Source organism: Haloferax sp. DFSO60 (assembly GCF_046557615.1).
Taxonomy (GTDB): Archaea; Halobacteriota; Halobacteria; order Halobacteriales; family Haloferacaceae; genus Haloferax.
In genome coordinates this window covers 146,007-171,430 of the sequence record NZ_JBKIII010000001.1, presented here as the reverse complement: position 1 = coordinate 171,430, position 25,424 = coordinate 146,007, and the positions used below count along the sequence as shown (strand labels likewise).

The 25,424-nt window shown below is 60.0% G+C and carries 29 protein-coding genes; 12 read left to right on the top strand and 17 right to left on the bottom strand.

The genetic code is table 11. The features are described 5' to 3' along the window. Positions 1-17: 17 nt before the first annotated feature. Positions 18-935, bottom strand: a complete 918-nt coding sequence (locus tag ACK509_RS00855) for an NAD-dependent epimerase/dehydratase family protein (RefSeq protein ID WP_410764573.1) — start codon at positions 933-935, stop codon at positions 18-20. 162 nt (positions 936-1,097) lie between these two features. Here ACK509_RS00855 and ACK509_RS00850 point away from each other — a divergent pair, with 162 nt between their 5' ends. Further along, positions 1,098-1,631, top strand: coding sequence for an Rrf2 family transcriptional regulator (locus ACK509_RS00850; RefSeq protein WP_410764572.1), 534 nt, complete (start codon positions 1,098-1,100; stop codon positions 1,629-1,631). Positions 1,632-1,768: 137 nt separating this feature from the next. On the opposite strand, the gene ACK509_RS00845 is transcribed toward ACK509_RS00850, so the two are convergent. After that, entirely contained in the window at positions 1,769-2,962 is a 1,194-nt protein-coding gene (locus ACK509_RS00845; protein WP_410764571.1) for an NAD(P)/FAD-dependent oxidoreductase, read from the bottom strand. Positions 2,963-3,132: 170 nt separating this feature from the next. Then, entirely contained in the window at positions 3,133-3,951 is an 819-nt protein-coding gene (locus tag ACK509_RS00840; RefSeq protein ID WP_410764570.1) for a nucleoside phosphorylase, read from the bottom strand. A 181-nt stretch (positions 3,952-4,132) separates the two neighbouring features. Between ACK509_RS00840 and ACK509_RS00835 the strand changes: the two genes are divergently transcribed. Then, positions 4,133-4,636, top strand: coding sequence for a hypothetical protein (locus ACK509_RS00835; RefSeq protein ID WP_410764569.1), 504 nt, complete (start codon positions 4,133-4,135; stop codon positions 4,634-4,636). Positions 4,637-4,672: 36 nt separating this feature from the next. On the opposite strand, the gene cdd is transcribed toward ACK509_RS00835, so the two are convergent. Next, entirely contained in the window at positions 4,673-5,095 is a 423-nt protein-coding gene (gene cdd / locus ACK509_RS00830; protein ID WP_410764568.1) for a cytidine deaminase, read from the bottom strand. Positions 5,096-5,216: 121 nt separating this feature from the next. Here cdd and ACK509_RS00825 point away from each other — a divergent pair, with 121 nt between their 5' ends. Together ACK509_RS00825 and ACK509_RS00820 are read left to right on the top strand one after the other, a co-directional pair. Continuing rightward, entirely contained in the window at positions 5,217-5,468 is a 252-nt protein-coding gene (locus ACK509_RS00825; protein WP_410764567.1) for a hypothetical protein, read from the top strand. A gap of 43 nt (positions 5,469-5,511) precedes the next feature. Next, positions 5,512-5,772, top strand: a complete 261-nt coding sequence (locus tag ACK509_RS00820; RefSeq protein WP_410764565.1) for a hypothetical protein — start codon at positions 5,512-5,514, stop codon at positions 5,770-5,772. Positions 5,773-5,818: 46 nt separating this feature from the next. Here the strand turns inward: ACK509_RS00820 and ACK509_RS00815 are convergent, their stop codons facing one another. Beyond that, positions 5,819-6,403: a GNAT family N-acetyltransferase gene (locus ACK509_RS00815; protein WP_410764564.1), complete on the bottom strand. Its 585-nt coding sequence runs from the start codon at positions 6,401-6,403 to the stop codon at positions 5,819-5,821. Positions 6,404-6,533: 130 nt separating this feature from the next. Between ACK509_RS00815 and ACK509_RS00810 the strand changes: the two genes are divergently transcribed. The 3 genes from ACK509_RS00810 to ACK509_RS00800 all read left to right on the top strand — a co-directional run bounded on the left by ACK509_RS00810 (position 6,534) and on the right by ACK509_RS00800 (position 9,872). Beyond that, positions 6,534-8,522: an AMP-binding protein gene (locus tag ACK509_RS00810; RefSeq protein ID WP_410764563.1), complete on the top strand. Its 1,989-nt coding sequence runs from the start codon at positions 6,534-6,536 to the stop codon at positions 8,520-8,522. Positions 8,523-8,678: 156 nt separating this feature from the next. Next, positions 8,679-9,272 carry a class I SAM-dependent methyltransferase gene (locus tag ACK509_RS00805; protein ID WP_410764561.1) on the top strand — a complete coding sequence of 198 codons (594 nt, stop codon included), beginning with the start codon at positions 8,679-8,681 and terminating at the stop codon, positions 9,270-9,272. Positions 9,273-9,485: 213 nt separating this feature from the next. Then, entirely contained in the window at positions 9,486-9,872 is a 387-nt protein-coding gene (locus tag ACK509_RS00800) for a hypothetical protein (RefSeq protein ID WP_410764559.1), read from the top strand. A gap of 105 nt (positions 9,873-9,977) precedes the next feature. Here ACK509_RS00800 and ACK509_RS00795 read toward each other — a convergent pair whose 3' ends face one another. The 7 genes from ACK509_RS00795 to ACK509_RS00765 form a co-directional block, all read right to left on the bottom strand. Beyond that, the gene (locus ACK509_RS00795) at positions 9,978-10,514 is read right to left on the bottom strand and encodes a GNAT family N-acetyltransferase (protein ID WP_410764558.1); all 537 of its coding nucleotides are present in this window, start codon (positions 10,512-10,514) and stop codon (positions 9,978-9,980) included. Between the two features lie 38 nt (positions 10,515-10,552). Next, positions 10,553-11,269, bottom strand: a complete 717-nt coding sequence (locus ACK509_RS00790) for an AMP-binding protein (RefSeq protein ID WP_410764557.1) — start codon at positions 11,267-11,269, stop codon at positions 10,553-10,555. A gap of 40 nt (positions 11,270-11,309) precedes the next feature. Beyond that, the gene (dnaJ, locus tag ACK509_RS00785; protein WP_410764556.1) at positions 11,310-12,455 is read right to left on the bottom strand and encodes a molecular chaperone DnaJ; all 1,146 of its coding nucleotides are present in this window, start codon (positions 12,453-12,455) and stop codon (positions 11,310-11,312) included. A 152-nt stretch (positions 12,456-12,607) separates the two neighbouring features. After that, positions 12,608-14,479, bottom strand: coding sequence for a molecular chaperone DnaK (gene dnaK, locus ACK509_RS00780; RefSeq protein ID WP_410764554.1), 1,872 nt, complete (start codon positions 14,477-14,479; stop codon positions 12,608-12,610). A 179-nt stretch (positions 14,480-14,658) separates the two neighbouring features. Next, positions 14,659-15,420, bottom strand: coding sequence for an alpha/beta fold hydrolase (locus ACK509_RS00775; protein ID WP_410764552.1), 762 nt, complete (start codon positions 15,418-15,420; stop codon positions 14,659-14,661). Between the two features lie 59 nt (positions 15,421-15,479). Next, on the bottom strand, positions 15,480-16,172 hold the full coding sequence (gene grpE / locus ACK509_RS00770) for a nucleotide exchange factor GrpE (RefSeq protein ID WP_410764550.1): 693 nt from the start codon (positions 16,170-16,172) through the stop codon (positions 15,480-15,482). Between the two features lie 53 nt (positions 16,173-16,225). Then, a complete protein-coding gene (locus ACK509_RS00765; RefSeq protein WP_410764549.1) occupies positions 16,226-16,972 on the bottom strand; it encodes a proteasome assembly chaperone family protein in 747 nt (248 codons plus the stop codon). 122 nt (positions 16,973-17,094) lie between these two features. On the opposite strand from ACK509_RS00765, the gene ACK509_RS00760 reads away from it, so the two are divergent. The 3 genes from ACK509_RS00760 (at position 17,095) to ACK509_RS00750 (ending at position 19,081) form a co-directional block, all read left to right on the top strand. Then, entirely contained in the window at positions 17,095-18,036 is a 942-nt protein-coding gene (locus ACK509_RS00760; RefSeq protein ID WP_410766226.1) for an RsmB/NOP family class I SAM-dependent RNA methyltransferase, read from the top strand. Next, the gene (locus ACK509_RS00755; RefSeq protein ID WP_410764547.1) at positions 18,033-18,569 is read left to right on the top strand and encodes a hypothetical protein; all 537 of its coding nucleotides are present in this window, start codon (positions 18,033-18,035) and stop codon (positions 18,567-18,569) included. Before ACK509_RS00760 ends, ACK509_RS00755 begins: the two co-directional genes overlap by 4 nt. Positions 18,570-18,649: 80 nt before the next feature. Further along, positions 18,650-19,081, top strand: coding sequence for a DUF5518 domain-containing protein (locus tag ACK509_RS00750; RefSeq protein WP_410764546.1), 432 nt, complete (start codon positions 18,650-18,652; stop codon positions 19,079-19,081). Positions 19,082-19,098: 17 nt separating this feature from the next. Here the strand turns inward: ACK509_RS00750 and ACK509_RS00745 are convergent, their stop codons facing one another. Beyond that, on the bottom strand, positions 19,099-20,601 hold the full coding sequence (locus tag ACK509_RS00745; RefSeq protein ID WP_410766225.1) for a DUF790 family protein: 1,503 nt from the start codon (positions 20,599-20,601) through the stop codon (positions 19,099-19,101). Positions 20,602-20,695: 94 nt separating this feature from the next. Between ACK509_RS00745 and ACK509_RS00740 the strand changes: the two genes are divergently transcribed. Further along, positions 20,696-21,088: a transcriptional initiation protein Tat gene (locus ACK509_RS00740; RefSeq protein ID WP_410764544.1), complete on the top strand. Its 393-nt coding sequence runs from the start codon at positions 20,696-20,698 to the stop codon at positions 21,086-21,088. Between the two features lie 19 nt (positions 21,089-21,107). On the opposite strand, the gene ACK509_RS00735 is transcribed toward ACK509_RS00740, so the two are convergent. Continuing rightward, complete coding sequence (locus ACK509_RS00735; protein ID WP_410764543.1) at positions 21,108-22,442, bottom strand: DEAD/DEAH box helicase family protein; 1,335 nt, start codon at positions 22,440-22,442, stop codon at positions 21,108-21,110. 113 nt (positions 22,443-22,555) lie between these two features. Here ACK509_RS00735 and ACK509_RS00730 point away from each other — a divergent pair, with 113 nt between their 5' ends. After that, entirely contained in the window at positions 22,556-22,708 is a 153-nt protein-coding gene (locus ACK509_RS00730; RefSeq protein WP_410764542.1) for a hypothetical protein, read from the top strand. Here the strand turns inward: ACK509_RS00730 and ACK509_RS00725 are convergent, their stop codons facing one another. From ACK509_RS00725 to ACK509_RS00715, 3 genes are read right to left on the bottom strand one after another with little or no spacing between them, the layout of a single operon-like run. Next, the gene (locus ACK509_RS00725; protein WP_410764541.1) at positions 22,709-23,473 is read right to left on the bottom strand and encodes an ABC transporter ATP-binding protein; all 765 of its coding nucleotides are present in this window, start codon (positions 23,471-23,473) and stop codon (positions 22,709-22,711) included. It lies immediately after the preceding gene. Beyond that, complete coding sequence (locus tag ACK509_RS00720) at positions 23,470-24,333, bottom strand: ABC transporter permease (RefSeq protein ID WP_410764540.1); 864 nt, start codon at positions 24,331-24,333, stop codon at positions 23,470-23,472. Before ACK509_RS00720 ends, ACK509_RS00725 begins: the two co-directional genes overlap by 4 nt. Further along, complete coding sequence (locus ACK509_RS00715) at positions 24,330-25,373, bottom strand: ABC transporter substrate-binding protein (protein ID WP_410764539.1); 1,044 nt, start codon at positions 25,371-25,373, stop codon at positions 24,330-24,332. Before ACK509_RS00715 ends, ACK509_RS00720 begins: the two co-directional genes overlap by 4 nt. Positions 25,374-25,424 lie beyond the last annotated feature (51 nt).

Here is a 25,424-nt window from a genome sequence, read left to right as displayed (position 1 = left end):
AAAGTGGCGACAGAACGTTAGTCGAGGTATGGTTTGCAGACGCGTTCGACGCCCTCTTCGAACGAGATTTCAGGCTCCCAGCCCGTCGCCTCGTGGATTTTCTCGTAATCGGCCATCGTGTCGTGGACGTACGCGTCGAGTGGATTCTCGATGTACTCCGGTTCGACGTCGGTTCCGAGGACGTCGTTTATCATCTCGACCATCGTGTTGAACGAGTAGCTCTCGCCCGTTCCGAGGTTGTAGATGCCCTGCAAGCGGTTGTCGGCGGCGAGTTCGATGCCGCGGACGATGTCGTCAACGTGGGTAAAATCACGCGTCTGTGACCCATCGCCGAACAGTTCGGGGCGCTCGCCGCTCGCAATCTTGTCGGCGAACTGCGCCACCGTATTGGCGAACTCGCCTTTGTGTGCTTCTGCACCGCCGAAGCCCTGATAGACCGAGAAGAAGCGAAGACCGGCGAGTTGCATGTCGTAGTGGTGATGGAAGTATTCGGCATAGCGCTCGCGGGCAAGTTTCGATGCCTCGTACCCCGTTCGTGCTTCGACCGGCATGTTCTCGGGTGACGGTTCGGTCCGCGACCCGTAGATAGAAGACGTCGAGGCGTAGACGACCGTTTCACACCCGTCGTCCCGGGCTTGTTCGACCGTATTGACAAAGCCCTCGATGTTCACACGAGCGCCCTTCGTCGGATTCTCTTCGTGCATCGTGTAGGACGAGAGTGCGGCGAGGTGGAACACGACATCGACGTCTTCGGTCGGCAAGTCGTCGTCGAGAACGCTCACATCGTGGAACTCCACGCTCGAATCGAGGTTCTCTGGTGTTCCGAGATACAGGTCGTCGATGGCGACCACGTCGTTCGCCGCCGCGAGGTGGTTTGCGAGATTTGACCCGATGAACCCAGCGCCACCAGTGACGAGAACCCGTTTACCGTTCATACATCAGCGCACATCTGTCTCTCGGATATGTCTATCGACACTCAGACGAGGCGGTAATTCAAAAGTAACATTCATGAACGGGAGTGCCTCTCAAAGTAGACGAACATCAAATTCGGACGGTTATCCATCGCATTTAAGGACGTATGCCGCGAACCAATCTCCATGTCGTCAATTGAACTGACTTCCAGTCAGAAAACCATCCTCACTGCACTCATCAATCTGTATCGGCAGTCGGAGGATGCAGTGAAGGGCGAAGACATCGCAGCGGAAGTCAACCGCAATCCGGGCACGATTCGCAACCAGATGCAGAGCCTCAAAGCCCTGCAACTCGTGGAGGGCGTTCCGGGGCCGAAAGGCGGCTACAAGCCGACGGCGAACGCCTACGAAGCGCTCGATGTCGAAAAGATGGACGAACCGGCAGTCGTGCCGCTCTTCCACAACGACGAACGCGTCGAGAGCGTAAACGTCGATGAAATCGACCTCTCTAGCGTCCACCACCCGGAACTGTGTCGCGCCGAGATTCACGTACAAGGCTCTGTACGCGACTTCCACGAGGGAGACAAGATTCGCGTCGGCCCGACGCCGCTCTCCAAACTCGTCGTCGATGGGACTATCGACGGAAAGGACGACACCAGCAACATCCTCATCCTCCGTATCGACGACATGCAGGCACCTGTCGGCGAACCCGCCCACTAATCTCTCTTCTCTCACTTTTCTTCGAGCGCTTGTCGGACACCGAGAGCCAAGGCGTCACGTAGCGGGTCGAACCCGTTGGTGAGTGCTGTCGCTGTCGCGCTGGTGTTGTGAAAAGATTCGACCAGTAGAGACCTGGTTTACAGGTCGCTCCACGCGGAGAGCGCGTGGTTGTAGGAGGTCACGTCTGCAATCCAGTTCGCGGCGATGCTCTTCTTGAGGAAGCGAGCGGCGGGACCGCCGAAGACGTTCATCGGAACCTCGCCGAAGACGGGGACTTTGACGCCGTGAGCGACGGCGTCGTGGCCGATGGAGATGACGGTCCCCTTGTCTTCGAACGACCAGCGCTTGAGCGGGCGACCTTCGACGGCGCGAGCGAGGTTTTCGCCAGCAACGTCAGCGGCGGTCCAGGCGGCCTGTGCGGTCGGCGGGGCGACGTTGTCGGTCCCCTGTTCGATGAGCGCACAGTCACCGATTGCGAAGACGCGGTCGTCACTCGTCTGGAAGTCGTCTTCCGCGAAGAAGCGGTGCGAGCGGTCGTCCTGTTCGAGTTCGATATCGGAGGCTTCGGGCTGACCCGTGATGCCGCCCGTCCAAACGAGAACGTCGTACGGGAGTTCTTCGGGGTCTTCGTCTTCACCGCCACCGAGGTAGACGATTTCCTCGTCGACCTTGGAGATGAAGTCGCCGGTCAGGATGTCGATATCGAGGTCTTCGAGACGGCGGCGAAGCGCACCCTGCAGTTCTGGGTCGTTACCGGGGAAGATTTCGTCCATCCCTTCGACGAGTTGGATGTCGATAGAAGCGCGGTTGAGGTCGCGGTATTCGGCGACCTCGGCGGCCGTCTGGATGCCGGAGAGACCGGCACCGCCGATGATGACCTTCGCAGGGTCGTCACGGGAGGCGTCTGCGGCGGCCTGTTTGATGTCCTGGTGGATTTCGCGGGCGTCGTCCAGGCCTTTGAGCTGGTGCGAGAACTCTTCGAGACCCTCGATGCCGAAGAAGGCGGTCGAAGACCCGATGGCGACGAGAAGATAGTCGTAGTCCACGGAGTCGCCGTCTTCGAGTTCGACGACGCGCTCGTCGGTGTCGACATCGGCCGCACGACCCTTGACGAAATTCGTCTCAGGAGCCTTCACCTCGTCAATCGGGAGCGCGATGCTGTTCTCGACGCTCGGGTCGCGGATACAACGGTGGACCTCGTGCAGCACGAGGTGGTAATCGTACTCGGAAACCCACGTCAGTTCTGCGTCTGGACCGAGGTCCTGTTCGAGGCGCTTTACCGCACCGGCACCGGCATACCCGGCACCAACAACGACGACCTGCGTACTCATGTGACCGACTCCGTAGGCATTAGATAAATGGGCTTTGAAACGCGCGGGGGATTCGGGGCCGGAGACGCCGAAAAACAGGAAATTCGTCGAAATCCGGGTTCGACGGTTGTCGGTTATTTCACGTACGAGTCAGATTAGCAATTAGTCGAAGTCGTGGTCGAAAAGAGCCGTTAGTCGAGGCTCAGTCCGGGGTGCCAGTGGTCGACACCCGCCTCTTCTTTGGTCTGGTCCATCTTGGCGAGCAGGTGGACGGCGAGGCTGGCGACTTCGGCGGCACGCGACTCACCCTCGGTTCGGAACTCACCGGTGACGCGGTTCGCGTAGACAGAACAGACTGCACCAGCGCGAAGGCCGTAGATATTGGCAATCGTCATCAGCGCGGCGGCCTCCATCTCGATGTTCTTCACGTTCGCGTTCTGGAGTTCTTCGACCAGTTCTTCGGAGCCTGCGGCACGGAAGCCCTCGTGTCCGGGGCGACCCTGCCCGGCGTAGAAGGAGTCGGCGCTCATCGTCAACCCGACGTGGTAGTCGTAGCCGAGGCGTTCGGCGGCCGCGACGAGTGCAGAGACGACTTCGTGGTCGGCGACGGCAGGGTAATCCTCGCGGACGTACTCTTTCGAAGTTCCTTCCTGTCGGACCGCACCGGAGGTGATAACGAGGTCTCCGACGTCCATCTCGGGTTGGATGGCACCACAGGAGCCGACGCGGATGAAGGTGTCAACGCCCACGCGTGCGAGTTCTTCGACGGCGATTGCCGCGGAGGGGCTCCCGATACCCGTCGAAGTGACCGAAATCGGCGTGCCGTCGTACGTGCCCGTCGCGGTTCGGTACTCGCGGTGGTAGGCGCGTTCTTCGTGGCCGTCCCACAGGGGCGTGATTTTGTCGAGTCGCTCGGGGTTGCCGGGGAGCAACACGGCGTTCGCAACGTCTTCGGGGCCGACTTCGAGGTGATACTGGACCTCTGCGTTTGGGTCCTCGCTATCGTTCATAGCTGTACTCACAGGGGGAAAGTGGAAATTCTTGCGTTTGTCGAAAGTGAGTCTGTCGGGATGCGTACTCTCTGACAGTTTGTCGATGCTGAACTTGATAACGAACGAGAGTCGCACAACTCTCGATAGCGGAATAATGATAGCGTCGGAGATGAACGATATTGCAATTCGAGGGAGACCGATGGTCAACAGTACACGAGAGATTCATATCCAGATTCGATTCACCAACAGATTCCGAAGCCAAGTCGTCGAAAAAGAAGATTGGAACCCCCTGACAGGGATGACCATCGAAGTGGACGGAACCTACGTGTGGAGAAGTGCAGAGACCACAGTCGGGGACTACATGACAGGGAACCTCATCCGCCAGTTCGAAGCCCTCCCAGGTATCATTCGAAACGAATCACAAGTAGTCGAATATTATGATGGTCCGATGTGGCTCGTGTTCGAACCGGTTGACAGTGAAACGGTGAGGATGAGCGGATGCCACACTATCGGTGGTGTTCGTGACCCATCACAACGCATTCCTGTGGATTCTACTCACGTCGTGACGAAGAACGGCTGGATTTCGGAGTTGGTTCGGGAGACAAGAGAGTACGTCGAAACAATCTGCAATCTCAATCCCTCCCTCGCAGACCACCCCAGTATTCAGACGCTATCCGAGTACATCAGTCGGTACGACGAGTGAGCCGCGAAGGGAGCAGTGGTTACGCGAGATGTCCGCCTATTCCTCTCGCCGTCGCTTCTCCGCCGCCTGTTCGAGTGTATCGAGCGAAATCGTGTTCGGCAGAAGCTCACCGAGCGTGTAGGTCGCAACCTCGCCGTCGCCGAGGTCGCACACGACTTCGAGGTCTTCGCCGCAGAACTCCGCGAGCGTTTGTCGGCACATCCCACAGGGGGTCACGCCGTCTCGGGCACCCGAGGTGACGACGAGGCGGTCGAACTCAGTGTACCCGCTCTTGACGGCTTCGGCGATGGCGACTTCCTCGGCGTGGAGGCTGTTGGAGTAGTTCGCGTTCTCGATGTTGCAGCCGACGAAAACCTCGCCGTCGGTGGTTCGGAGGGCGGCCCCGACGGTGTACTCGGAGTACGGAACGTGGGCGTTATCGAGTACGTCGCGGGCGAGTTCGATGAGAGAATCGGACATTGTATCCCAGATTCGGCTTCGGGTGTTTTGGTCGTTCCGTCTCTCATCGGACGGGGGAGTCCAATTCGACACCCCGGTGCGTGCCGCAAGCGACTATACGTCTCGGTCCTAACGCGCCGCTGTGAGCGATAGATTCGGTGGTCGGCGTATCCTCCTCCTCGTCGGTCTCAGCGTCGTAGCGATTTCCGGCATTCTGGGATTGTTTATCGGCGAGAACGGGAAGCAAGTCGCCACGTCGATAGACCTCTATGGAATCGTCTCCGTACCGACGACGCCGCTAGCGGTAAGCCTGTACGGAATCATTATCTCAGCCGTCGCACTCGGGGTTCTCTTCGGCCTCGTAGAGTTCGCCTCGCGCTGGGACGAAGCCTGACCAAAGACGGACTGTTTTTGCACATCGACGCCCGAGAAGAGATATGGACGCGTCTGCATCGTCGAACACGGCAACAGGAGACCCCACACCAGGGCCACTTCCAGAAGACGAGCAGAATAAGAACCGCAAGCGCGCCGCACTCGCGACAGCGCCGTTTCTTGCACTGGGGCTCGTGACCGTCGTACTCGTCTTGATGCAAGGGCTCGAACCGCTCTGGGGCTTTGCGATTCTCCCGCCGATTCTGTTCTGTAGCGTGCTGACCTACATCGTCTTCAGTACGGACTTTCTCGAAGGTCGGAGCTGAACGAGCCCGCCAGCGAACGCGGCTTCGACGCTCGAAACGCGCCCAGTCAGCGCCGTAGGTTGGTCGAGTACTTCGTCTTCGTACTCTCGTCGTAGCCGAAGTCTTCGGCGGTCAACTCTGGTTCTGCTGGCTCTCCCGATATGCTCGGCATCGCCGTCTTGAACCGTTCGCGGAGTCGTTCGGGCATCATGAAGTCGTCGGCGTCGAGACGAACTGCAATCGCATCGCCGTCGCCCTCGCGCACGCGTTCGAGGTGTTCTCGAATCCCCTCGGGGAGCGACGACGATTCGACCGGCTCGAAGCCGAACTGCCTGCAGTAGCGGTGGGCTGACGAGAAGCCGTAGACGGTGTCGAACCCTTCGATACGGGCGCGGTCGATGAGGCGTTCGATGACGTGGGCACCGACACCCTGCTTGCGCCACCGCTGTGGAACACCTACGCACGTGACTTCACAGAACGGGTCGTCACCTTTGTGGGCGCGAATGCGGCCCAATCCCGCTTTCTGGTTGGACTCCTCGTCGAGCGCGACGACGTAGTCGCGCGAACGGAACGCACCATCGTCGAATCCCAACTCCTCTAAGGTATCGAGTAACCAGACTTCGTCCCGGTTCTTAGCATCCCGGACGTACATACGATACTATACCAATTCGGGAGACAAAAACACCCCGGCGAATTGCAAGTGTACACGACTGGTCACAGTTTGGCGAGTTTGGGATGATAGAACGGTAAAGATTGATGTGTTCGGTCACGGTAGGTCGGTTATGGACGTACCCGACACCGACACCGTGGTCCACGAACCGGACCCGGCGTTCGTCGACGCCGCGAACGTCACGCAATTCATGCGCGAGTACGACATCGACACGTACGACGACCTCATCGATCGAACGACGAGCGACATTCCGGGCGTTGGAGCCTCCGGCGTCGAGTGGTTCTGGGACGAACTCGTCGAGTATCTCGGTATCGAATTCTACGAGGACTACGACAGCGTCCGCGACGACGAGCGCGGGCCACAATTTTCGGATTGGTACCCCGGCGGCGAGATTAACATCGCCCACAACGTGCTGGACCGACACGCAGCGGTCGATTCCCCCGACCGAAATCGCGTCGCGTGTATCTGGGAAGGCGAAGACGGCGAGGTCGTCGAGCAGACGTATCACGACCTGTATCGTGAAGCCAACCGCGTCGCCAACGTCCTCGAATCCTACGACGTCGAGACCGGTGATACGGTCGGTCTCTACATGCCGATGGTTCCCGAAGTTATCTCGATTCTCTACGGCTGTTTCAAGGTCGGTGCAATCGCCGTCCCCATCTTCTCCGGATTCGGCGTCGATGCGACCGCAACTCGCCTCGAAGACCCCGAATGCTCGGTTCTCTTCACTGCCGACGGCTTCTACCGCCGTGGCTCAGAACTCGGCCTGAAAGAGACGGCCGACGAAGCAATCGAACAGGCAGGATGCGTCGAGAACGTCGTCGTCTACCAGCGATTTGAAGAATCAGAAATTCCGTGGACAGACGGCCGCGACGAGTGGTGGGATGACGTTGTCGGCAACGCAAGCCCCGAGTACGAGACGAAGCACCTCCCGTCGGACGCCGAATCTATGCTTCTCTACTCGTCGGGGACGACCGGCAAGCCGAAAGGCATCGTCCACACCCACGCGGGCGTGCAGATGCAGACGGCCAAAGAGATTCACTTCGGCTTCGACCAGAAACCCTCGGACCGCTTCTTCTGGGTCTCCGATATCGGCTGGATGATGGGTCCGTGGACACTGATTGGAAACCACACCTTCGGCGGCACTATCTTCATGTACGAAGGCGCGCCAGACTACCCCGAGCCCGACCGGTTCTGGGAGATGATAGAGCGCCACAAAATAACTACCTTCGGCATCTCACCGACTGCCATTCGCGCACTCCGCAAGTACGGCGACGACTACGTGGACAAACACGACCTGTCGAGTCTTCGCCTCCTCGGCTCGACCGGCGAACCGTGGGACCCCGAATCGTGGCAATGGTTCTACGAACACGTCGGCGGGAGCGAGGCACCAATCATCAACATCTCCGGTGGCACCGAAATCTGTGGGTGCTTCCTCATGCCGATGCCGACCCAACCACTCAAACCGTGTTCGCTCGGCGGCCCCGGTCTGGGGATGGCTATCGACATCGTGGACCGAAATGGAGGCTCCATCGAAGACACCCACGAACGCGGCTTCCTCGTCGCCCGCGACTCCTGTCCGTCGATGACCAAGAGCCTCTGGTCCGGTGACGAGCGCTATCTCGACACCTACTGGTCCGAGTGGGACGACCTCTGGAACCACGGCGACTGGGCACAGAAGGATGAAGACGGCTTTTGGTTCCTCCACGGCCGCGCCGACGACGCGCTCAACGTGGCAGGCCGAAAAGTCGGCCCCGCGGAAGTCGAAGGCGCACTCATCGAACACGAGTCAGTGAATCAGGCCGCCGCGGTCGGCGTCCCCGACGACACCACGGGAACGGCCGTCGTCGCCTACGTCGTCCTCGAAGATACCGTCGAAGAGTCCGACGACCTCCGCGACCAACTCCGCGACGTGGTGGGCGAAGAACTCGGCAAACCCTTCCGCCCACGCGAGATTCTCTTCGTCGACGAGTTCCCGAAGACGCAATCGGGTAAAATCATCCGCCGCGCCATCTCCTCGATTTACGCGGGCGAAGACCTCGGTGACATGAGCAGTATCGAGAACCCCGAGGCGCTGGAGAAAATCAAGAACGCGTCGTAGAGCGGTTCGTCGTTTTTTATCTAGGCGATTCTGTTGAAATCACCAGTCGCCGATAGTTTTGTCGCGCCGTGCTGAATACAGGGCGTAAGTCGGAAGTATGTGTCAGCGATAATTCTTGAGACCCTTATCCATCAGCACACCCTATTCGCCGTACGGATGACTACCACCGAGCGCGACTACCACGGCTACACCCCGATGGACTACGATGCGGACAGCGAGGCAGACGAGGTGTACCAGATGTGTCTGTCGTCTCTCCTCGCACACGCGCCCATCGAACCCGACGACGTCGTCCTCGACATCGGTACGGGTACCGGACTCGTCGCTTTCGAGCTTGCGTCGAAGTGTGACCACGTGTTAGGACGGGACATCTACGACGAGTGGCTCCGATACGCCCGTGAGAAGGCTGAGAAACGCGGCATCGAAAACGTCTCGTTCGGCCACGGGTCGTTCCGTGAACCCAACGTTGACGAACCGATAGACGTCGTCGTCGTCAGCTATGCCCTCTACATGGCCTACGACGAAGGGGGCGAAGACGAATTACGCGCTGCTATCGATGGTCTCGCGTCGCTGAATTCGCGGTGTGTAGTGGTCGCCGACAAGATGCATTTCGGGCCGGTGCAGTCCCCAAGCGATTACGAGACACTGCCATCGATGGGGACCGTCGCAACTCTCCTCGTTGATGCAGGTTTCACGCTGACCGATATCGAGATCATCACTGAGTCAGTCGGCGTCATCATCGCCACCCGATAGCATCACGTCAGTAGCTTTCCATCCAAAGCTCAGCAGTGCGGGGGTTCTGAACCGTGAACGAATAGCATTCCATGAGTATGTGCTGAATCCATCCTCTGTCTGTTGCACGCGACTGCTGACAGTGTTTGGTGAATTTGCCACGGTCGTGCTGAATACTGTGTGTCAGAGAGTTGGAGAGTGTTTAATTACCCTCGTTCAAATTTTCTCTAAGTGATGAGCGAGGATGCGTCTACTGATGGTCTGCGCGAGATTTTCGTTCAAGAGGCGAGATACAGTTCCCCGTGGGCTGTCGTTTGTATCGTTGGCTGGGCGATAGTTGGAGCGAGTATCTCCTTGTTCAGACAACACCCCCTAATCACTGCTGGAGTTGCAATAGTTTCTTGGGGCATCCTTGTGGGCACAGTCGTCTCTGTGAGATGGGTTGTTGGGATAGATTGGGGGATTCTGAAAGCCAATCAGAGAATGGTCTGGCTGATTAGTGGGGAAATCATCATCGGCTTCGTAGTAATGCTCTCGGTACTATGGTTCGAGGTTCCCGTTTTGGTGCTGCTACTCTACGGCGTGGTCGCAGGGATTGGAAATTACTTCCTCAGCCGATGAACTAGACTTGCGACTCCTTACGTGCTGAACTCACCCTCCTATTCAGCCCGCGATACGCGTCAATCACAAAGACCATGGGCAGAGACATTCGGCTGGTTTTCAATTTCACACGGACTGCATCGCTTCCCACTCACGTCGAAGCAACCCGAAGTGGTGGGTATCGACGTACTCGCCGTCGATGAAGCGTGCCTCGCGGAACGTCCCTTCGTGCGTGAATCCGAGTTTCTCTAACACGCCGCGAGAGCCGTCGTTGAAGTCGAACAGTCGCGCGTAGAGGCCGCGGCACTCCACAGTCCGAAACAGATACTCGACCAAGCAACTCACTGCTTCCGACCCGTAGCCCTGGCCGTGATACTCGGGGATGAACCAGTAGACGAGTTCGGGGCGGGGCGGTTTGGTACTCTTGGCGGCGACGATGCCGATTCGCTCGTCGTCGGCTTCGACGATAAAGGAGACGCCGTCGCCATCTTCGATGATGTTCTCGATGAACTCCGTCGCTTGATGCGAGTTCATCGGGTCGTTGCTCCCGAGCGGGATGCGAATCTCGGGCTTGGTCATCGAAAGCTGGAGGAACTCGGCGTCGTCGCGCTCGACGGGACGAAGTGAGACACGCTCGCCAGTCACGACTGTCGTATCGACCATGGCGGAGGCGACGAAGCAGTCAGATAAATAACGACTGATTAGGTTTCCGAGAGAACGTCGTCGGGGGCGACGGTTTCGGTATCGTACTCTCCATCGCCAACGACGAGTACCGCGTCGTCTACGTTGGGGTCGCCTTCGGGAACGACGATTGTCCCACCGGCGAGGATGGGGGCGACAACTCCGGCGACGACTGCACCAGGGTGAGAAATCGGGGCGCAGAGCGCGACTTCGTCGTTCGGGCCGAGACCGAAATCGGTGACGACCTGATTGGCCGCGAAGAGGAGGTCACGGTGCGGATATTCGACTCCATCTGCGACGAGTGCCACGTCCTCTGGTGCGACGAGTTCTGGATGGACCGCCGGATTCTCGCTCCAGACTTCCTTCTCCCAGTGGGTCGTAGACGGCTGGTCCGGCGGGCCACCGTAGACGGCGAGTTTCTGTCCCGGCGGGAGGTCGAACTCGTCTTCCCGGGCGACATCAACGAGAGTGACGCGGGCCTCAGTGTTGGTGTCAAAACTCGTGACTGCCCCGAGTTGTGCGGCCCCGAAGAACGTCAACAACGTTTCGGGGAGTGCGACCGGTTCGAGCGCGACGCGGCCCGATTTTCGCACGCCGAGGTAGCGAAGGACGTTCCCGGCTTTGTACGAGGTGGTGATGAAATCGTGGTACGTGTAGGTGCGGTCTGTACTCTCGACGCGGAGCGCCAGTCTGCTGCTCCGCCGGTCGCGCGCCATGAGGTCCCCGAGTACGTCCATGTCGAGGGCTACGAAGTCGGGGTGAAAAAAGTCGCCGAGACTACAGCGAGTTCTTCAGTTTCTGGAGGAAACTCTCTTTGATTTCTTCGCCACCTGCTTCGGCGAAGTCCTTGAGCGCCTCTCGCTGTTCTTTGTTGAGGTTCTCGGGCGTGACGACGTGGACTTCGACGTGCAGTTTGCCGCTGCCCCGACCGTTGAGGTGCGGCATCCCCGCGCCCGAGAGTGTGAACGTCGAACCACTCTGGGTGCCTGCGGGAATCTCTAACTCCTCTTCACCGTCGATGGTCGGCACGTCGATTTTCGCCCCGAAGACGGCCTGCGGGAAGGAGATTGGGTGTGTGTAGAACAGGTCGTCACCCTCGCGCTCGAAGTCTTCGTGTTCACGGACGGAGACTTCGACGAACAGGTCGCCGTTCGGACCGCCGTTCTCGCCGGGTTCGCCCTCGCCACGGTAGCGGAGGCGCTGACCGTCACGGAAGCCTTCGGGGATGGTAATCGTCACTTCGCGGGTGCGTCGGACGCGACCCGACCCGCCACACTCCGAACAGTTCTCACTGTAGGTCTCGCCCTCACCGCTACAGGTGCGACACGTCGTCTGCTGTTGGATGCGACCGAACGGCGTCTGTTGAACAGACGTCTGTGCGCCACTGCCGTTACAGTCAGAACAGGTGTTCACGTCGGCGTCTTCGGGGTGGCCCTTACCGTCGCACTCGGGACACTCCTCGCGGCGACGGATTTTGACGTCGCGCTCGATGCCGTGATAGGCGTCTTCGAGGTCGATGTAGATGTGTTGGGATACGTCGCGGCCCTGCCGCGGACGGTTGCGCTGTTGGCCGCCAGCGCCACCGTTGAAGAGGTTATTGAAGAGGTCTTCGAAGCCACCGCCGCCACCGAACGGGTTGCCACCGCCGCCGAAGGGGTTTCCTCCGCCGCGGCCGCCACCCGTCGCGCCGTGTTTCTGGGCTTGTTGGAAGCGCTCGTGACCCATCTGGTCGTACATCTGACGCTTCTCGTCGTCAGTCAGCACTTCCTTGGCTTTTTGGACCTTCTTGAACTTCTCCTCCGCATCGTCTTCGTCGGAGACGTCGGGATGATACTGGGCCGCCTTCTTACGATAGGCGTTCTTGATGTCTTGCTCAGAGGCGTCCCGCGAGACCCCGAGTACGTCGTAGAAGTCCTCGCTCATCGGTTATTCACTGTTTGCCCGTCAAGGTATTTGAAAAGTGCGTCTCCGGCGGATGCTCTACAATCCAAAATGTATCCGCTCCAATCGCTGGAGGGCGTGGCGTCGCCGCCGAAAATGGAGGAAAAACTGCTCAGTAGATGTCGCTGAGCGTGTTATTCGTCGTCTTCGTCGAAGTCCGCGTCGGCATCGACGAAGTCGTCGCCGTCAGGGTCGGCACCTGCGCCTGCGCCTGGGCCTGCGCCGCCGCCCATGCCGCCTGCACCGCCCGCTTGGGCCTGTGCCTGCTGCTGGTACATGCGCTTGCCAATCTCTTGGAGTTCCTTCGAGAGGTTCTCGGTGACTTCTTCGAGTTCTTCGGTCGAAGCGTCCTCTTCGAGGGCGAGTTCGACGTCCTCGATGGCGATTTCGATGTCTTCGCGGAGTTCGTCGTCCACGTTCTCCTCGTTCTCTTCGAGGAGCGTCTCGGCGCGCTGAATTGCGCCTTCGGCCTCGTTGCGGGCCTCAACTGCGCGGCGACGTTCTTTGTCTTCTTCGGCGTGTTGCTCTGCTTCGCGCTGCATGCGGTCGATTTGGTCGTCCGAGAGACCAGCGCCACCTTCGATGGTGATGGACTCGGCGTTGCCGGAGCCTTTGTCCTCCGCAGAGACGTTCACGATACCGTTTTCGTCGATGTTGAAGCCGACTTCAATCTGCGGCGTTCCGGCAGGTGCCGGTGGGATGCCCGACAGCGTGAACTCGCCGAGGAGTTCGTTGTCGTTGGCCATCTCGCGCTCGCCCTGGAAGACGCGGACCTGCACCGTCGTCTGGTTGTCCGCGGCCGTCGTGAAGATTTTCGACTCTTCGGTCGGAATCGTCGTGTTCTTCTCGATGAGACGCTCGAAGAGACCACCCTTGACTTCGATACCGAGCGAGAGTGGCGTCACGTCGAGCAGAACGATGTCGTCTACTTCGCCGCCGAGGACGCCGCCCTGAATCGCTGCACCGAGTGCGACAGCCTCGTCGGGGTTGACCGATTTCTTGGGCTCTTCGCCGAGGATTTCGTCGACCTTCTCGACGACCTGTGGCATACGGGTCGAACCACCGACGAGGATGACTTCGTCGATGTCGTCCTTGCCGTAGCCTGCGTCTTCGAGTGCTTGCTCGGTCGGCTCGACCGTGCGCTCGATGAGGTCCTTCGTCAGCGACTCGAACTTCGCGCGGGTGAGGTCGTATTCGAGGTGGACCGGGCCGGAGTCCGTCGCCGTGATGAACGGGAGGTTGATGGTCGTCTCCTTGCGCGAGGAGAGTTCGATTTTCGCCTCTTCGGCGGCGTCCTTCAGGCGCTGGAGGGCCTGTCGGTCCTCGGTGAGGTCGATACCGTGGTCGTTCTTGAACTCCTGTGCGAGCCAGTCGATGATGGCTTCGTCCCAGTCGTCGCCACCGAGGCCGTTGTCACCGTTGGTTGCGACGACTTCGTAGACGCCGCCACCGAGGTCGAGGATGGAAACGTCGAAGGTGCCGCCACCAAGGTCGTAGACGAGAACGGTCTGGTTCGACTCGTCGTCGAGACCGTAGGCCATGGATGCGGCCGTCGGCTCGTTGACGATGCGCTCGACGTCGAGACCGGCGATTTCACCGGCGTCTTTCGTCGCCTGACGCTGTTTGTCGTTGAAGTACGCAGGGACCGTGATGACTGCTTTCTCCAGGTCGTCGCCGAGGTAGTCTTCGGCGTCGCGCTTGATTTTCTGGAGAATCATCGCCGAAATCTGCTCCGGCGTGTACTCGTCGTCGTCTACCGTAACCGTGTAACCATCTTCACCCATGTGGCGTTTGATCGAGCGAATCGTATGCTCGGGGTTCTGGATGGCCTGGTTCTTCGCCGGCTTGCCCACCAACCGCTCACCGTCGTCAGTGAACGCGACGACAGATGGGGTTGTTCGGTCGCCCTCTGCGTTCACGATAATCTCCGGGTCTCCCCCTTCCATGACCGCGAACGCGCTGTTCGTGGTACCGAGGTCGATACCCAGAATCTTGTTACTCGCCATCTTGCTCACAGATACCGCCCATTGCCGGTTAAAGGTTACTAGACAGTACAGCACACAGTAACAGCAGAAGTCTCCGCTGTCGTGCGATTTTTTGTTCAGGGTTCGAGACAGGTCGGTTGATTTATGTAGAACCGCAGAACTGGATTCGTGTCACGTTCCGAAGTGGAATTTTCGAGCGGTTACGCCCCGTCTCGTTTCGCACGTTTGAGCGAGCGAACGGCTTCGACACCGTCGTCGAGGGCGGCGAGAACTTCAGAGAGAATCGTCTCTCGTGATTCGCTTGCGAAGAACTCGTGACCGCCGTCGTACGGTCGGAGGTTCGCAGCTGGCGTTCGCGCCCCGATTGCGCGCGTGTCAACGACGCTGTCGGTCGGTGTGTAGAACACTACGTCGCGCGGACTGAACGGCGGCAACGTCTGCTGTGCGGAGTAAACCGCCTGCAAGAACGCAGGAGAGACGCGATTCGGACTGTCCTGCACCTCTGCGGCGAGTTTCAGGTCGCCAAGGTCTTCGCGCGAGATACCCGACGGAACGAGTAGATAGGTCGTCGGCAAGCGACGAATGATGGGCCACAGCAGTTTGTCGAGCGTCCCGAATCGAATACCCCACCACGGACTCAAAAAGACGTTTCGGACCGCGAGGTCGAGGTGTGCCGCCACGAGTCCGCCCGTGCTGTGACTGAGTACGAGGTCGATGTTGCGGTCGATTACGTACGCGCGAACCGGGTCAACGTACTGGCTATCGAAGTCCCACCCGTTGGTCGGCAGTTCGACCGCGTGAACGCGATAGCCCGCGTACGCGAGACGGTCGAGTAACCACTCGACACTCTTGTGTGCGGGCTTGTTTCCCCACCCGAGGACGAACAGCAAATCGTCGTCTCGGGGGTCGCCGTGTTGTGTGACTCGAACCGTCGGACGGCGGCGGCGGGGACGAAGTCGCATGTACTGGGTGACGACAGGCAAGAAGAAAAGTCCTCGCTGCAGAACGCCCGAGAGAAGGGTTATTCGTCTTTGCTGACGGTGACCTGTGCGGCGCGGATGACCTTATCGGCCATCTCGTAACCGGGTTGGAACACGTCGGCGATGGTGTCGGTGGGTTGGTCGCTCTCGACGCGCATCATGACCTCGTGACGGTTCGGGTCTACTTCCGTGCCCGGTTCGGGGTCGATGACTTCGACGTTCTCGGATTCGAGGATGCGGTCGAACTCTTTGAGCGTCGATTCGAGTCCGCCGCGGATGTCGGCGTCGTCGTCTTGGTCGAGCGCGCGAACGAGGTTGTCGCGGACGGTAACGACACGCTCGACGAAGTCCTCGGTGGCGCGGTCCTTAATCTGCTCTTGGCGCTTTTTCGCGCGCTTCTTGTAGTTCTGGAAGTCCGCTTGTGTGCGCTTGAGGCGGTTGACCAGTTCTTCGGCGGTTTCCTGTTTTTCGTCTCGCTCTGCTTCGAGTTCGGCGATGCGAGATTCGAGTGCTGCAACCTCGCTCGCAAGGTCGTCATCGTACGCCGCGACGCGGTCGGCGAGCGGTGGTTTGGCCTCTGACTCAGCCGATTCCTCCTCGCGGTCTACTGGGGTTGCGTCCTCGAAAACGTCCTCAGTTTCGACTTCTGCGGCGTCTTCAGCGGTCTCGGAGACTGTTTCGGCGTCGGCTTCTGCGTTCGGTTCCGTGACCGACTCGGCGGGGTCATCGCTCATGGACGGCAAAAGAGTCTGGTATGGCTTAAGAGTGTAGACTGCGGACGACCGATTTACTGGTACATCCGAAGTGGTCGTGCCTGCGTGCTATCTTCTTTCGATTGCTGCAACTGCTTTGCCAACTGCTCTTTCGCCTGTCTAATCTCCGCTGCGTGGTCTACGAGTTCGTCTACGGGCACGTCGATGCCAGTCAACGGCTCGATGCCCCGCTGGATGACGATACGCGCGGCTTCCGGGTCAGGGAACTGCTGGTACGACTCGACGATGAGACCGAGCGAAGAGAGTCCTGACTCGACTGCGTGGCTCAGCAACGCCCCCGTTGGCCCAGAGATGAGGCCTGCCTCGTCGGGCACGTCGATGCCTGCGTCCGCGAGACGCTTAGTGGCGTCACCGGTGCCGACACCGAACAAAGCGCGGTCGTCGTCTACCGATTCTGCCGAGATTCCAGAGAGGAAAATCGGCGTCACGTCGAAGTCTTCGAACCACGTTGCGAGACAGGTGGCGATGTCGGTTGCGGCGTCGGGTCGAACCGGAACGTCGCTCTGGAGGACGAGCAAGTCGTGGTCGGGGTCGGCGTAGAGTCGAACCGGTGAATGAAGCTCCGAATCACCGGTTAAATAGACCGCAACGTGCGGAACGCCCGTGCAGTGAACGTCACCGTAGTGGACCATGTCGAACGTCTCGATGAGGTGGTCGGCCGCAATTTTCCCGACGAGACCAACACCCGGAAACCCCTCGACCATCGTCGGCGACGATAGCTGCTCGGAGACGTCGGGGTCGAGGACGCGAATATGTGCCATGTGTGAACATATGGGACTCTCGTACCTAAATGCGCGGGGGCGTGTGTCGCTTCGGCAACTCGATTCTCTCCCCTCGCGGGCGCTCCGAAACCGACAAACGCACCGGGACAGAACCGACGAGCATGAACCCCCTAGAGCGGTATGCGCCGCTCGTGGACGACGAGGAGGCGTTCTTAGAAGCGTGTTCTCGACCGCTCCCGTCCGTCGTTCGCGTCAACACCATCAAGACGACAATCGAACGCGCCCGCGAGGCGCTCGACACCGAGGGTGTCGAATACGAACCGACCGACTGGCACCCGGGCATCCTCAAACTCGAAGATAGCACGCCGGGCACGAACTGGCCGTACTTCCACGGCTGGCTCCACGGCCAAGAAGAAGTCTCGGCGCTCCCCGCTATCGCACTCGACCCACAACCGGGCGAACGCGTCTGGGACACCTGCGCCGCACCGGGGTCGAAGACGACGCAAATCGCCGCCATGATGGAAGACAGAGGCGTCCTCGTCGGCAACGACAACAACCTCGGGCGACTCTCGGCACTTCGTCACAACGCCGAACGCCTGGGAGTAACGAACCTCGTCGTCGAAAATCAGGACGCGCGCAACTTCTCGATGAAACCCTACGGCGAGCGAACTCCCGAGAAGCCGGGAGCGTTCGAGAAGTTCGACCGCGTTCTCGTAGACGCTCCGTGTTCGTGCGAAGGCACCTGTCGAAAGAACCCGGACGTACTCGACGAGTGGACGATGAACCACGTCAGCAGCATCGCTGGCATCCAGAAGGGCATCCTTCGCCGCGCCGTGCAGGTGACCAAACCCGGTGGAACCGTCGTCTACTCCACCTGTACGTTCGCGCCCGAAGAGAACGAGGCCGTTCTCGACTTCGTACTCGAACGCGAAGAGTGCGAAGTGGTCGAGTGGGACGTGCCAGATAACTTCGAAACTGCACCCGGCGTCACCGAATGGGAAGGAGAAGAGTACGACCCATCGGTTGAAAAGGCACGACGCGTCTACCCACACCTCAACGACACGGGCGGCTTTTTCACCGCCAAATTGGAGGTCAAGGCATGAACGACGACACCGCACCCGACGAGAACTGGGGCCAGCAGTTCGACCGTCTTCCCCAATCAGCAGACGAGCGCGTCGTCGAAGGCCGACCGACCAGACAGGAACTCATCGACTGGTGGGAAGAGCGATTCGGCGTCGACCCGGAAATCTTCGAGAACTACACGTTCTGGGAGAAGGGCGCGGGGAAAATCTGGGCCTTTAGCGGCGAGGTTGTAGACCCAATCCAAGTCGAAGGCCTCGGCATGCGCATCCTCCGAACGCGCCAGCGACACTGGAAACCCTCCACGAACGCTGTCCAGCGATTCGGCCGCGAAGCGACGAAGAACGTCATCGAACTGAGTCCGGGTGAAGCGAAAGCCTTCGTCGCCGGACACGACCAGCAACTCGACTGGTGGGACGGCGACTGGGGCTACCTCATCGCCGCCCACGACATCGCAGACGAGCGTGAACCCCTCGGCGTCGGCCTGTACCTCCACGGCGAACTTCGGTCTACGGTTCCGAAAGGTCGGCAAGAAGACCTGAACAAGCGCGTCTAATCTGGCTCTCCATTTTTGTCCGAACTCACCGATTCGTCGGAATATTCACCTTATTTCAACCATATTACAATACAAGAACGATGTCCAGAGGCACCCGTTTCCTCGGTCGGTTCGACCCGGCGTGGAAGTACGCACTCGTCGGTGGTCTACTCTCGATTCCCTTCAGTCTCGGCGAGTACTGGCTTTCGGGCATGGGGACGAACTATCCGGCTGGAATGCTCGTCGTCGGAGCGGGTATCACGGGCTATCTCGCGCAACGAGGTGGCGTGGACACAGCAAAATCCGGCCTCGGTGCGGGGTTCATCGGTGGTCTGCCTGTCTATCTCGCGCTTTTCCCGCCACTGATTCAGTCGTTCGCCGCGTGGCCGTCACCACTCGGAGTGATTGTTCTTCCCTGCCTCGTAGTGGGCATCGTCGCGCTCCTCACGGTACTCGGCGGTATTGCCGGTCTCGTCGGTGGATGGGTTGCCAAGAAAGTCGGAGTACTCCAGCGACGGGCAGTCCACTCTTGAGATAGAAATCGAGTCCACTACTTGTCTCGAAGAACGCCGCCACTCAACCCTTCCCACGCGACTTCGTAGCCGCCTTTCGAGACCACTGAACTCACATCCGAGATACCTCGGTTCGACAGCATCTGAGTCGCCTCGTCGAGCGACATTCCCACTTCGAGTTGGTCGAGGAGTTCGTCCAACACGTCCGGTCGAATCAACGTCCGACCCACGAGTTCGTGGTCGGGAAACACCACGCCATCGAGTACCTCGACTGCGACGTCGTGTGCGTCTGCAACCTCACCTAAGCCAATCACGTCTTCGTCGGGCGAGAGTTCGTCAGGAACCGTCGCCGCCGATTCCGCGACGAGGTCAGCCTCGTACTCCCGAAGCAGGTCAACCACGTCTTTGACGCGAACCGAACCAGTGTACGGAATCACGCGGTGGTCGCGGGCGGCGATTTCCTCGCCGACGCCGAGCGATTCATCGACGGCTACGACGAGTTCGACATCCTCCACGTCGGCGAGTTGGCCTAGTTTCTTCTCGACGTATTCGGGCGTCCAGAAGCCCATGATTTCGAAGAAGATTCGAAAGTCGCTGTGGCGATAGTCGAAGGCAAAGTCGGGAATCATCACGCTCGTGCCCGTCTCCAACGGCTCCGGTTCTCGCACGAGTTCCCAATCCAAATCCAGTCCCCGAAACCGCGCCGCGAAGTCAGATTCGACTTCGCTGTCGAAGGCAGGTTCGGCCATCGGTTCGACGCCGGGAACGGCGATATCGTCGCTCGTGAGCGTCATCTCTCGTTCCGTTCCTCGGTCGTCGATCGTCGCCGTGAGTTGCCACTCTCCCGCCGTCGCAACCGACCGAAGGAGCCGGGCGAACGACGTTCCGTATCGTCGCGTCCGCTGAAACAGTGTATCGGGGCCGGTGACGACGAGTTCTCGGTCAGCGTCGGTCTTTCGAACCTCGTACATCAACCCGAGTCGCTTCGTCGCCGAGACGAGTGCCTTCGGGTCCGAACTTTGAATTCTGACTTCGATTGCGTCGAAGAGCGCGGTCTGGGCGAGCGAGAGATTGTACTGGCTCACGAGTTCGTCGGGTGTCCATCGTGGGTCGAATTTCGATAACACTTGCTCGATTTCACGGTCTGCCACGAGCGACGAATCGACTGCATCGGGTATCGAACCGAGCGACCTCGCGGCGTGTGTCAGTGCGTCTTGCCGCTCTTCGTCCGTCGTCACACCGCCGACCTCCATCGCCGCCTCAAATGCGGCACGGCGAGCGCGAGTCGGTGGAAGCGGTGCGTCGGTTTCGAACACAGCCTCGCGCTCGAGGAGCGACGCGAATCCGCGGGCGAGTTTGAAGTCGGCGGCGTCGGATTCAAGGTCCGACAGGGCCGCATCGAGGTCTGCACGTCGGATACCGACGTGACGTTGAAACACCCCAATCGCTTTCGCGGCGAGCGGTCGCGCCGCTCTGTCGGCGAACTTCGGTTGGTAGCGCCCGCCCGCCCGCGACACGCGAAGGAGGTCTTTCGTCAGCACACGAGAGACGACGCGTGGGTGAAACAAAAACGCCTCGTCGCGGGCGAACCGCGAGACGGCAAGGTTCATCACGTGGGAGACGGACCCAGAGCGTATGGAGCGACGTCGCCTCCTCGGGTTGGTCGCAGTCGGACTCTCGACTGGCTGTCTCGGGTCACTGCCGTCTGCCGACGGGCCGCGAAATCCGCCGAACCCACCTGCGGGTGAGCCACGCCAAACGCCCGACGTCCCTGACGTTCGGATTGCGACGTTCGACATCGAAGCGACCGACGACGACCGCCTTCGCGTCGTCGGCGAAGTCGTCAACGACGCTCCCTCAGAGCGAACGACGAACGTCCGCGTTCGCGTCGTCGTCGGAGGAGAAGAGTCCATCCAAACGGTCGAACTCACGATTCCAGCGGGAGGAACCGAACCCTTCGCAGTCGAGTTCGAGACGACCTTCGAGGCCTTCTCGAAGGGCGGTGACCTCGACGTGTCGCTCGTCTAACCGTCTCTCAGAAAATCCGCTATCGACGCCGATTTGCCACTCGTTCTTCCGCCGTTTCGACGCTCACGAGTTCGTAGAGAACTGCGGTCGAGCCGTCCGATTTCGGGCGAAGGACTCGTCCTAATCGCTGTGTGAACTCCCGTTCCGACCCTGACCCAGAGAGGAGAATCGCCACGTTCGCATCGGGCACGTCCACCCCTTCGTCGAGGACGTTTGCGGCCACCACCGTGTCGTAGGTGCCGTCGCGGAAGCGTTCGAGAATCTGCTTTCGCTCTTTCGTGCCGGTCTCGTTCGTGATTGGCGGGACTAAGTATCGAGTCGCGATTCGGTAGACGAGGTCCGTGGAGGCGGTGAAAATAATCACTCGGTCGTCGCGGTGGCGCGCGAGGAGACGCGAGAGATGGTCAATTTTCGCCTCCGACCCCATCATGATGTCCCGAGCGCGCTGTTTTGCGAGGAGTGCTTCCCGCGCTCGTGGGTCGTTACCCGAGCGCATCACGAGTTTCTGGTAATCGCTGCCCGACTGCATGGAGATACCAGACGTTCGCAGATACGAGACGAACGTCTCCTGGGCTGATTCGTACTCCTCGCGTTCTTCGGGCGTCAATTCGACTTCGAGTCGCCGAATCTCGTAGTCCGCGAGGTGGTCGCCCGCGAGGTCATCGACAGAGAGTTGGTAGATGCGTGGTCCGACTAATTCCTCGATTGCTTCGTGTGCGCCGTCGGGTCGCTCGAACGTCGCCGTGAGTCCAAGACGAGCAGGTGCGGCGAGCATGCGCGGAATGTCCTGATAGCCTTGGCCGCCGAGGTGGTGTACTTCGTCGAAGATGACGAGGCCGAAGTCGCCGCCCACGTCGTCGGCGCGGAGGTACGCCGAGTCGTACGTCGAGACGGTGATGGCTTCTTGGGTCTGTTCGCCGCCGCCGAAGCGACCGATTGGCACGTCGAACTCGGTTTCGAGTTCTCGAATCCACTGGTCTTGGAGGTCTATCGTCGGGACGACGACGAGCGTCGGAACCGAGAGCGCCGCCATCGCGCCGACTGCAAGCACGGTCTTTCCGGCCCCGGTCGGCAGTTCCACGACACCACGTGCGTCTGCATCGAGCCACGCATCGAGGGAGGCTTGCTGGTACTCACGGAGGTCGTACGTCGTCGAAAGCGAGAGGTCCGATTCGAGTGTGAGTGAGTCTTCGAACTCGATTCCCCGATTCGAAAGCTCGTCTCGAACCGCGGCATACTCCATCGCAGGGGCGCGATAGCCACCACTTCGGGGGTCGGCTTCGACGCCGGGAAGCGAGATATCGAGGTCGGTTTCGAGATGAATGGTTCCGTCCTCGAATCGGAGGGTCGTCACGACCACCGATTAGCGAGGCGTGTTCATAAATCGACGGTCGGCGAGGCGAAGATGAGTGAACCTCGAACAGTGAGTGCCGAAGGTTCAAATCGGATGGCGAGCCAACAAGCGGTATGAGCGACGAACTGGACGACGCCGTAGCGACGTTCTTGCAGAAGTACAACCAAGCGATGAAAGATTACGACCGAGGCTACGTTGACGCGGACGCGACGCTCTCGCTGATTGGGTCGCACGTCGAGAAGTTGCGAGAGGCGCGCGAGGAGTAGTTACTCGCCTATCAGGTCGCGAATCTGTTCGACGTACTCCGCAAATTCGCTCTCAGTGCGTCCGCGCGGACGGTCGATGTCGATAGAGACGATTTCGCGGACACGACCGGGGTCCGCAGCCATCACGACCACGCGGTCGGCGAGCGTGACTGCTTCCTCAACGTCGTGAGTGACGAAGAGGACGGTCTTGTCCGTCTCCGACCAGATGTCGAGGAGTTCGCCGTGGAGCATGTCTCGGGTCTGGGCGTCAACCGCGCCGAACGGTTCGTCCATGAGGAGGAGTTCGGGGTCCACGGCGAGCGCACGGGCGATGCCGACGCGCTGTTTCATCCCGCCGGAGAGTTCCTTCGGATAGGCATCCGAAAAGCCGTCGAGGCCGACGAGTTGGAGCATCTCGTCCACGCGTGCCGAGCGTGTGGGTTCTTCGATTCCCTGTTCTTCGAGGCCGAACGCGACGTTCTCGGCGACAGTTCGCCACGGGAACAAACCGTACTCTTGGAAGACCATCCCGCGGTCCGTGCCGGGTCCAGAGACGGGCGACCCGTCCAGTTTGACGACGCCTGCGGTTGCGTCTTCGAGTCCCGCGATGATGCGGAACAAGGTGGTCTTTCCACACCCGGAGGGACCGACGATACAGACAAATTCACCGTCTTCGACGGAGAAGTTCACGTCTGCGAGTGCGCGGACGGTTCGGCGGTCGGATTCGTAGGTCTTGCCGAGAGATTCGACCGAAACGACGTCGGAGAGAGTCTCATTTCGGCTCATGCGCGCCACTCCAAGACCCGCCGTTCGACCCGGCGGAAGAGGCCGTCACTCACGAGGAAAACGAGGCTGATAACGAGCATGTACGCCACAGACACGTCCATCGCGAGGTTCTGTGCGGTGTTGAGAATCTCGTAGCCGACGCCGACGCCGACGATGAGTTCGGCGGCGACAACAATCATCCAACATTGGCCGATACTCGTCCGAATGCCGGTCATAATCGACGGACTCGCCGCTGGGATGATGACCTTTCGAATCATCGTGATGTCGTCGTCGACGCCGAGTGTCGCGGCGACTTCTTTCAGGTTCTCGGAGACACCCTCGACGCCGCCGTAGGCGTTGTAGAAGTTAATCCAGAACGACCCGATAGCGACGATGAACGTCGCACCTTGGTGGTTGACGCCGAGCCAAATGACGGCAAATCCAATCCACGCGAGCGGAGGAATGGGTCGCAGAATGCGCGTGACAGGCGTGAAGACGCTATCGACACGGGAATTCCATCCCATGGCGACACCCATGACGATGCCGAGGGTTGTCCCGATGAGTAGCCCGGGGATGTAGTGGTAGAGACTCTGGATGAGTTTGACGAGCAGGCGCGTCGCCGGAATCTCGACCCCAGTAAACGGAATCGAGAGCATCGCGGGGGCGGTGAGTTCGGTGAGGAACGCGGCAAGCACTTCGACCGGCGACGGGAGGAGATAGGTCGGTTGGAAGAGCGCGGCGACGTACCAGACGACGAGGAAGCCGGCAAACCCACCGAACGCGAGCCACGTCGATTCCGAGGAGAAACCGAGAATTCGGTCGAGCAGTCGCTCGTCGGCGTCCAAGCGGGCGACGCTACTGCCGACTTCGTCGTTACTCATAGTGAGTCGTAGATACCGTAGTCGAACATCTCGTCGACTGAGAGCTGTGCTTCGGTCTTTCCGAGCGTCTGGGCGTACTCAGAGAAGATTTTCGCACCCGACTCGATTCGGTGCGGGTCGGTGATGAAGTCCGCAGCGCGTGAGTCGAGCGCGGCACGAGCGGTTTCGACCGGCAGGGCGCTCTCACCGATGACCGTACTCGCGTGTTCTGCGGCGGTGTCGGGGTTGTTTGCGACGAACTGGGTTGCTTCTTCGTGGAGTCGGATGAACTCGGAGGCGACCTCGCGGTTCTCCTCGCGGAGTCGGTCGTGCATGAGCGTGACCGCCGCGGGCTGGCCGGGCATGAAGTCACCCGCCCAGTCGATTGCCTGGAAGGGCGCGTCGTTCGCCTCGATGACGGTCGGAACGGGCTCCATGATACTCGTCCCGTCCACGTTGTTCGAGAGGAGTGCCTGCTGGACGGCGGCCGCACCGCCGAGACCCTTGATGTTCACGTCGTTCTCGGGGTCGAGGCCGAGCGTGTTCTGAATCCAGTAGCGGAGCAGAATATCGGGGACCGAACCTGGTGGGAAGGTACCGAAGGTGAACTTGCGGCCCTTCTCCTCTTCGAATCGTGCGAAGGCTTCCTTGCCGTGTTCGTCCCACATCGCGGCGAACTCGTCGGTGGCGAGAATCTCCATCGCGTTCTGGATGTTCGCCGCCGTAATCTTCGCTGGAATGCCCTTGTCCATGACAATCATCGCGGGGACGATGCCGAACATCATCACGTCGAAGTCGCCTTTCGCCGAGGCCTGGACGATGCTCGGCCCGTCAGAGAACTTCTTGCCCGAGACGGGCACAGAGAGTTCGTCGAACATGCCCTCTTCTTGCATCACGAAGTACTGCATGTCGGGGTAGATTGGCATGTACGCGACGTCGAGTTCGTCGAGGCCACTGCCGCCAGACCCGCCGAGACAGCCAGCGAGACCGGCGGTTGCCGCCAGTCCCGAGGCCTGAATGAATCGTCTTCGAGTCGTTGCTGTGCGTGATGGCTCAGTCATTACGTGTGCGTATGGAATACGGCCTTATTCGGCGCACGCACGCGGTAATCA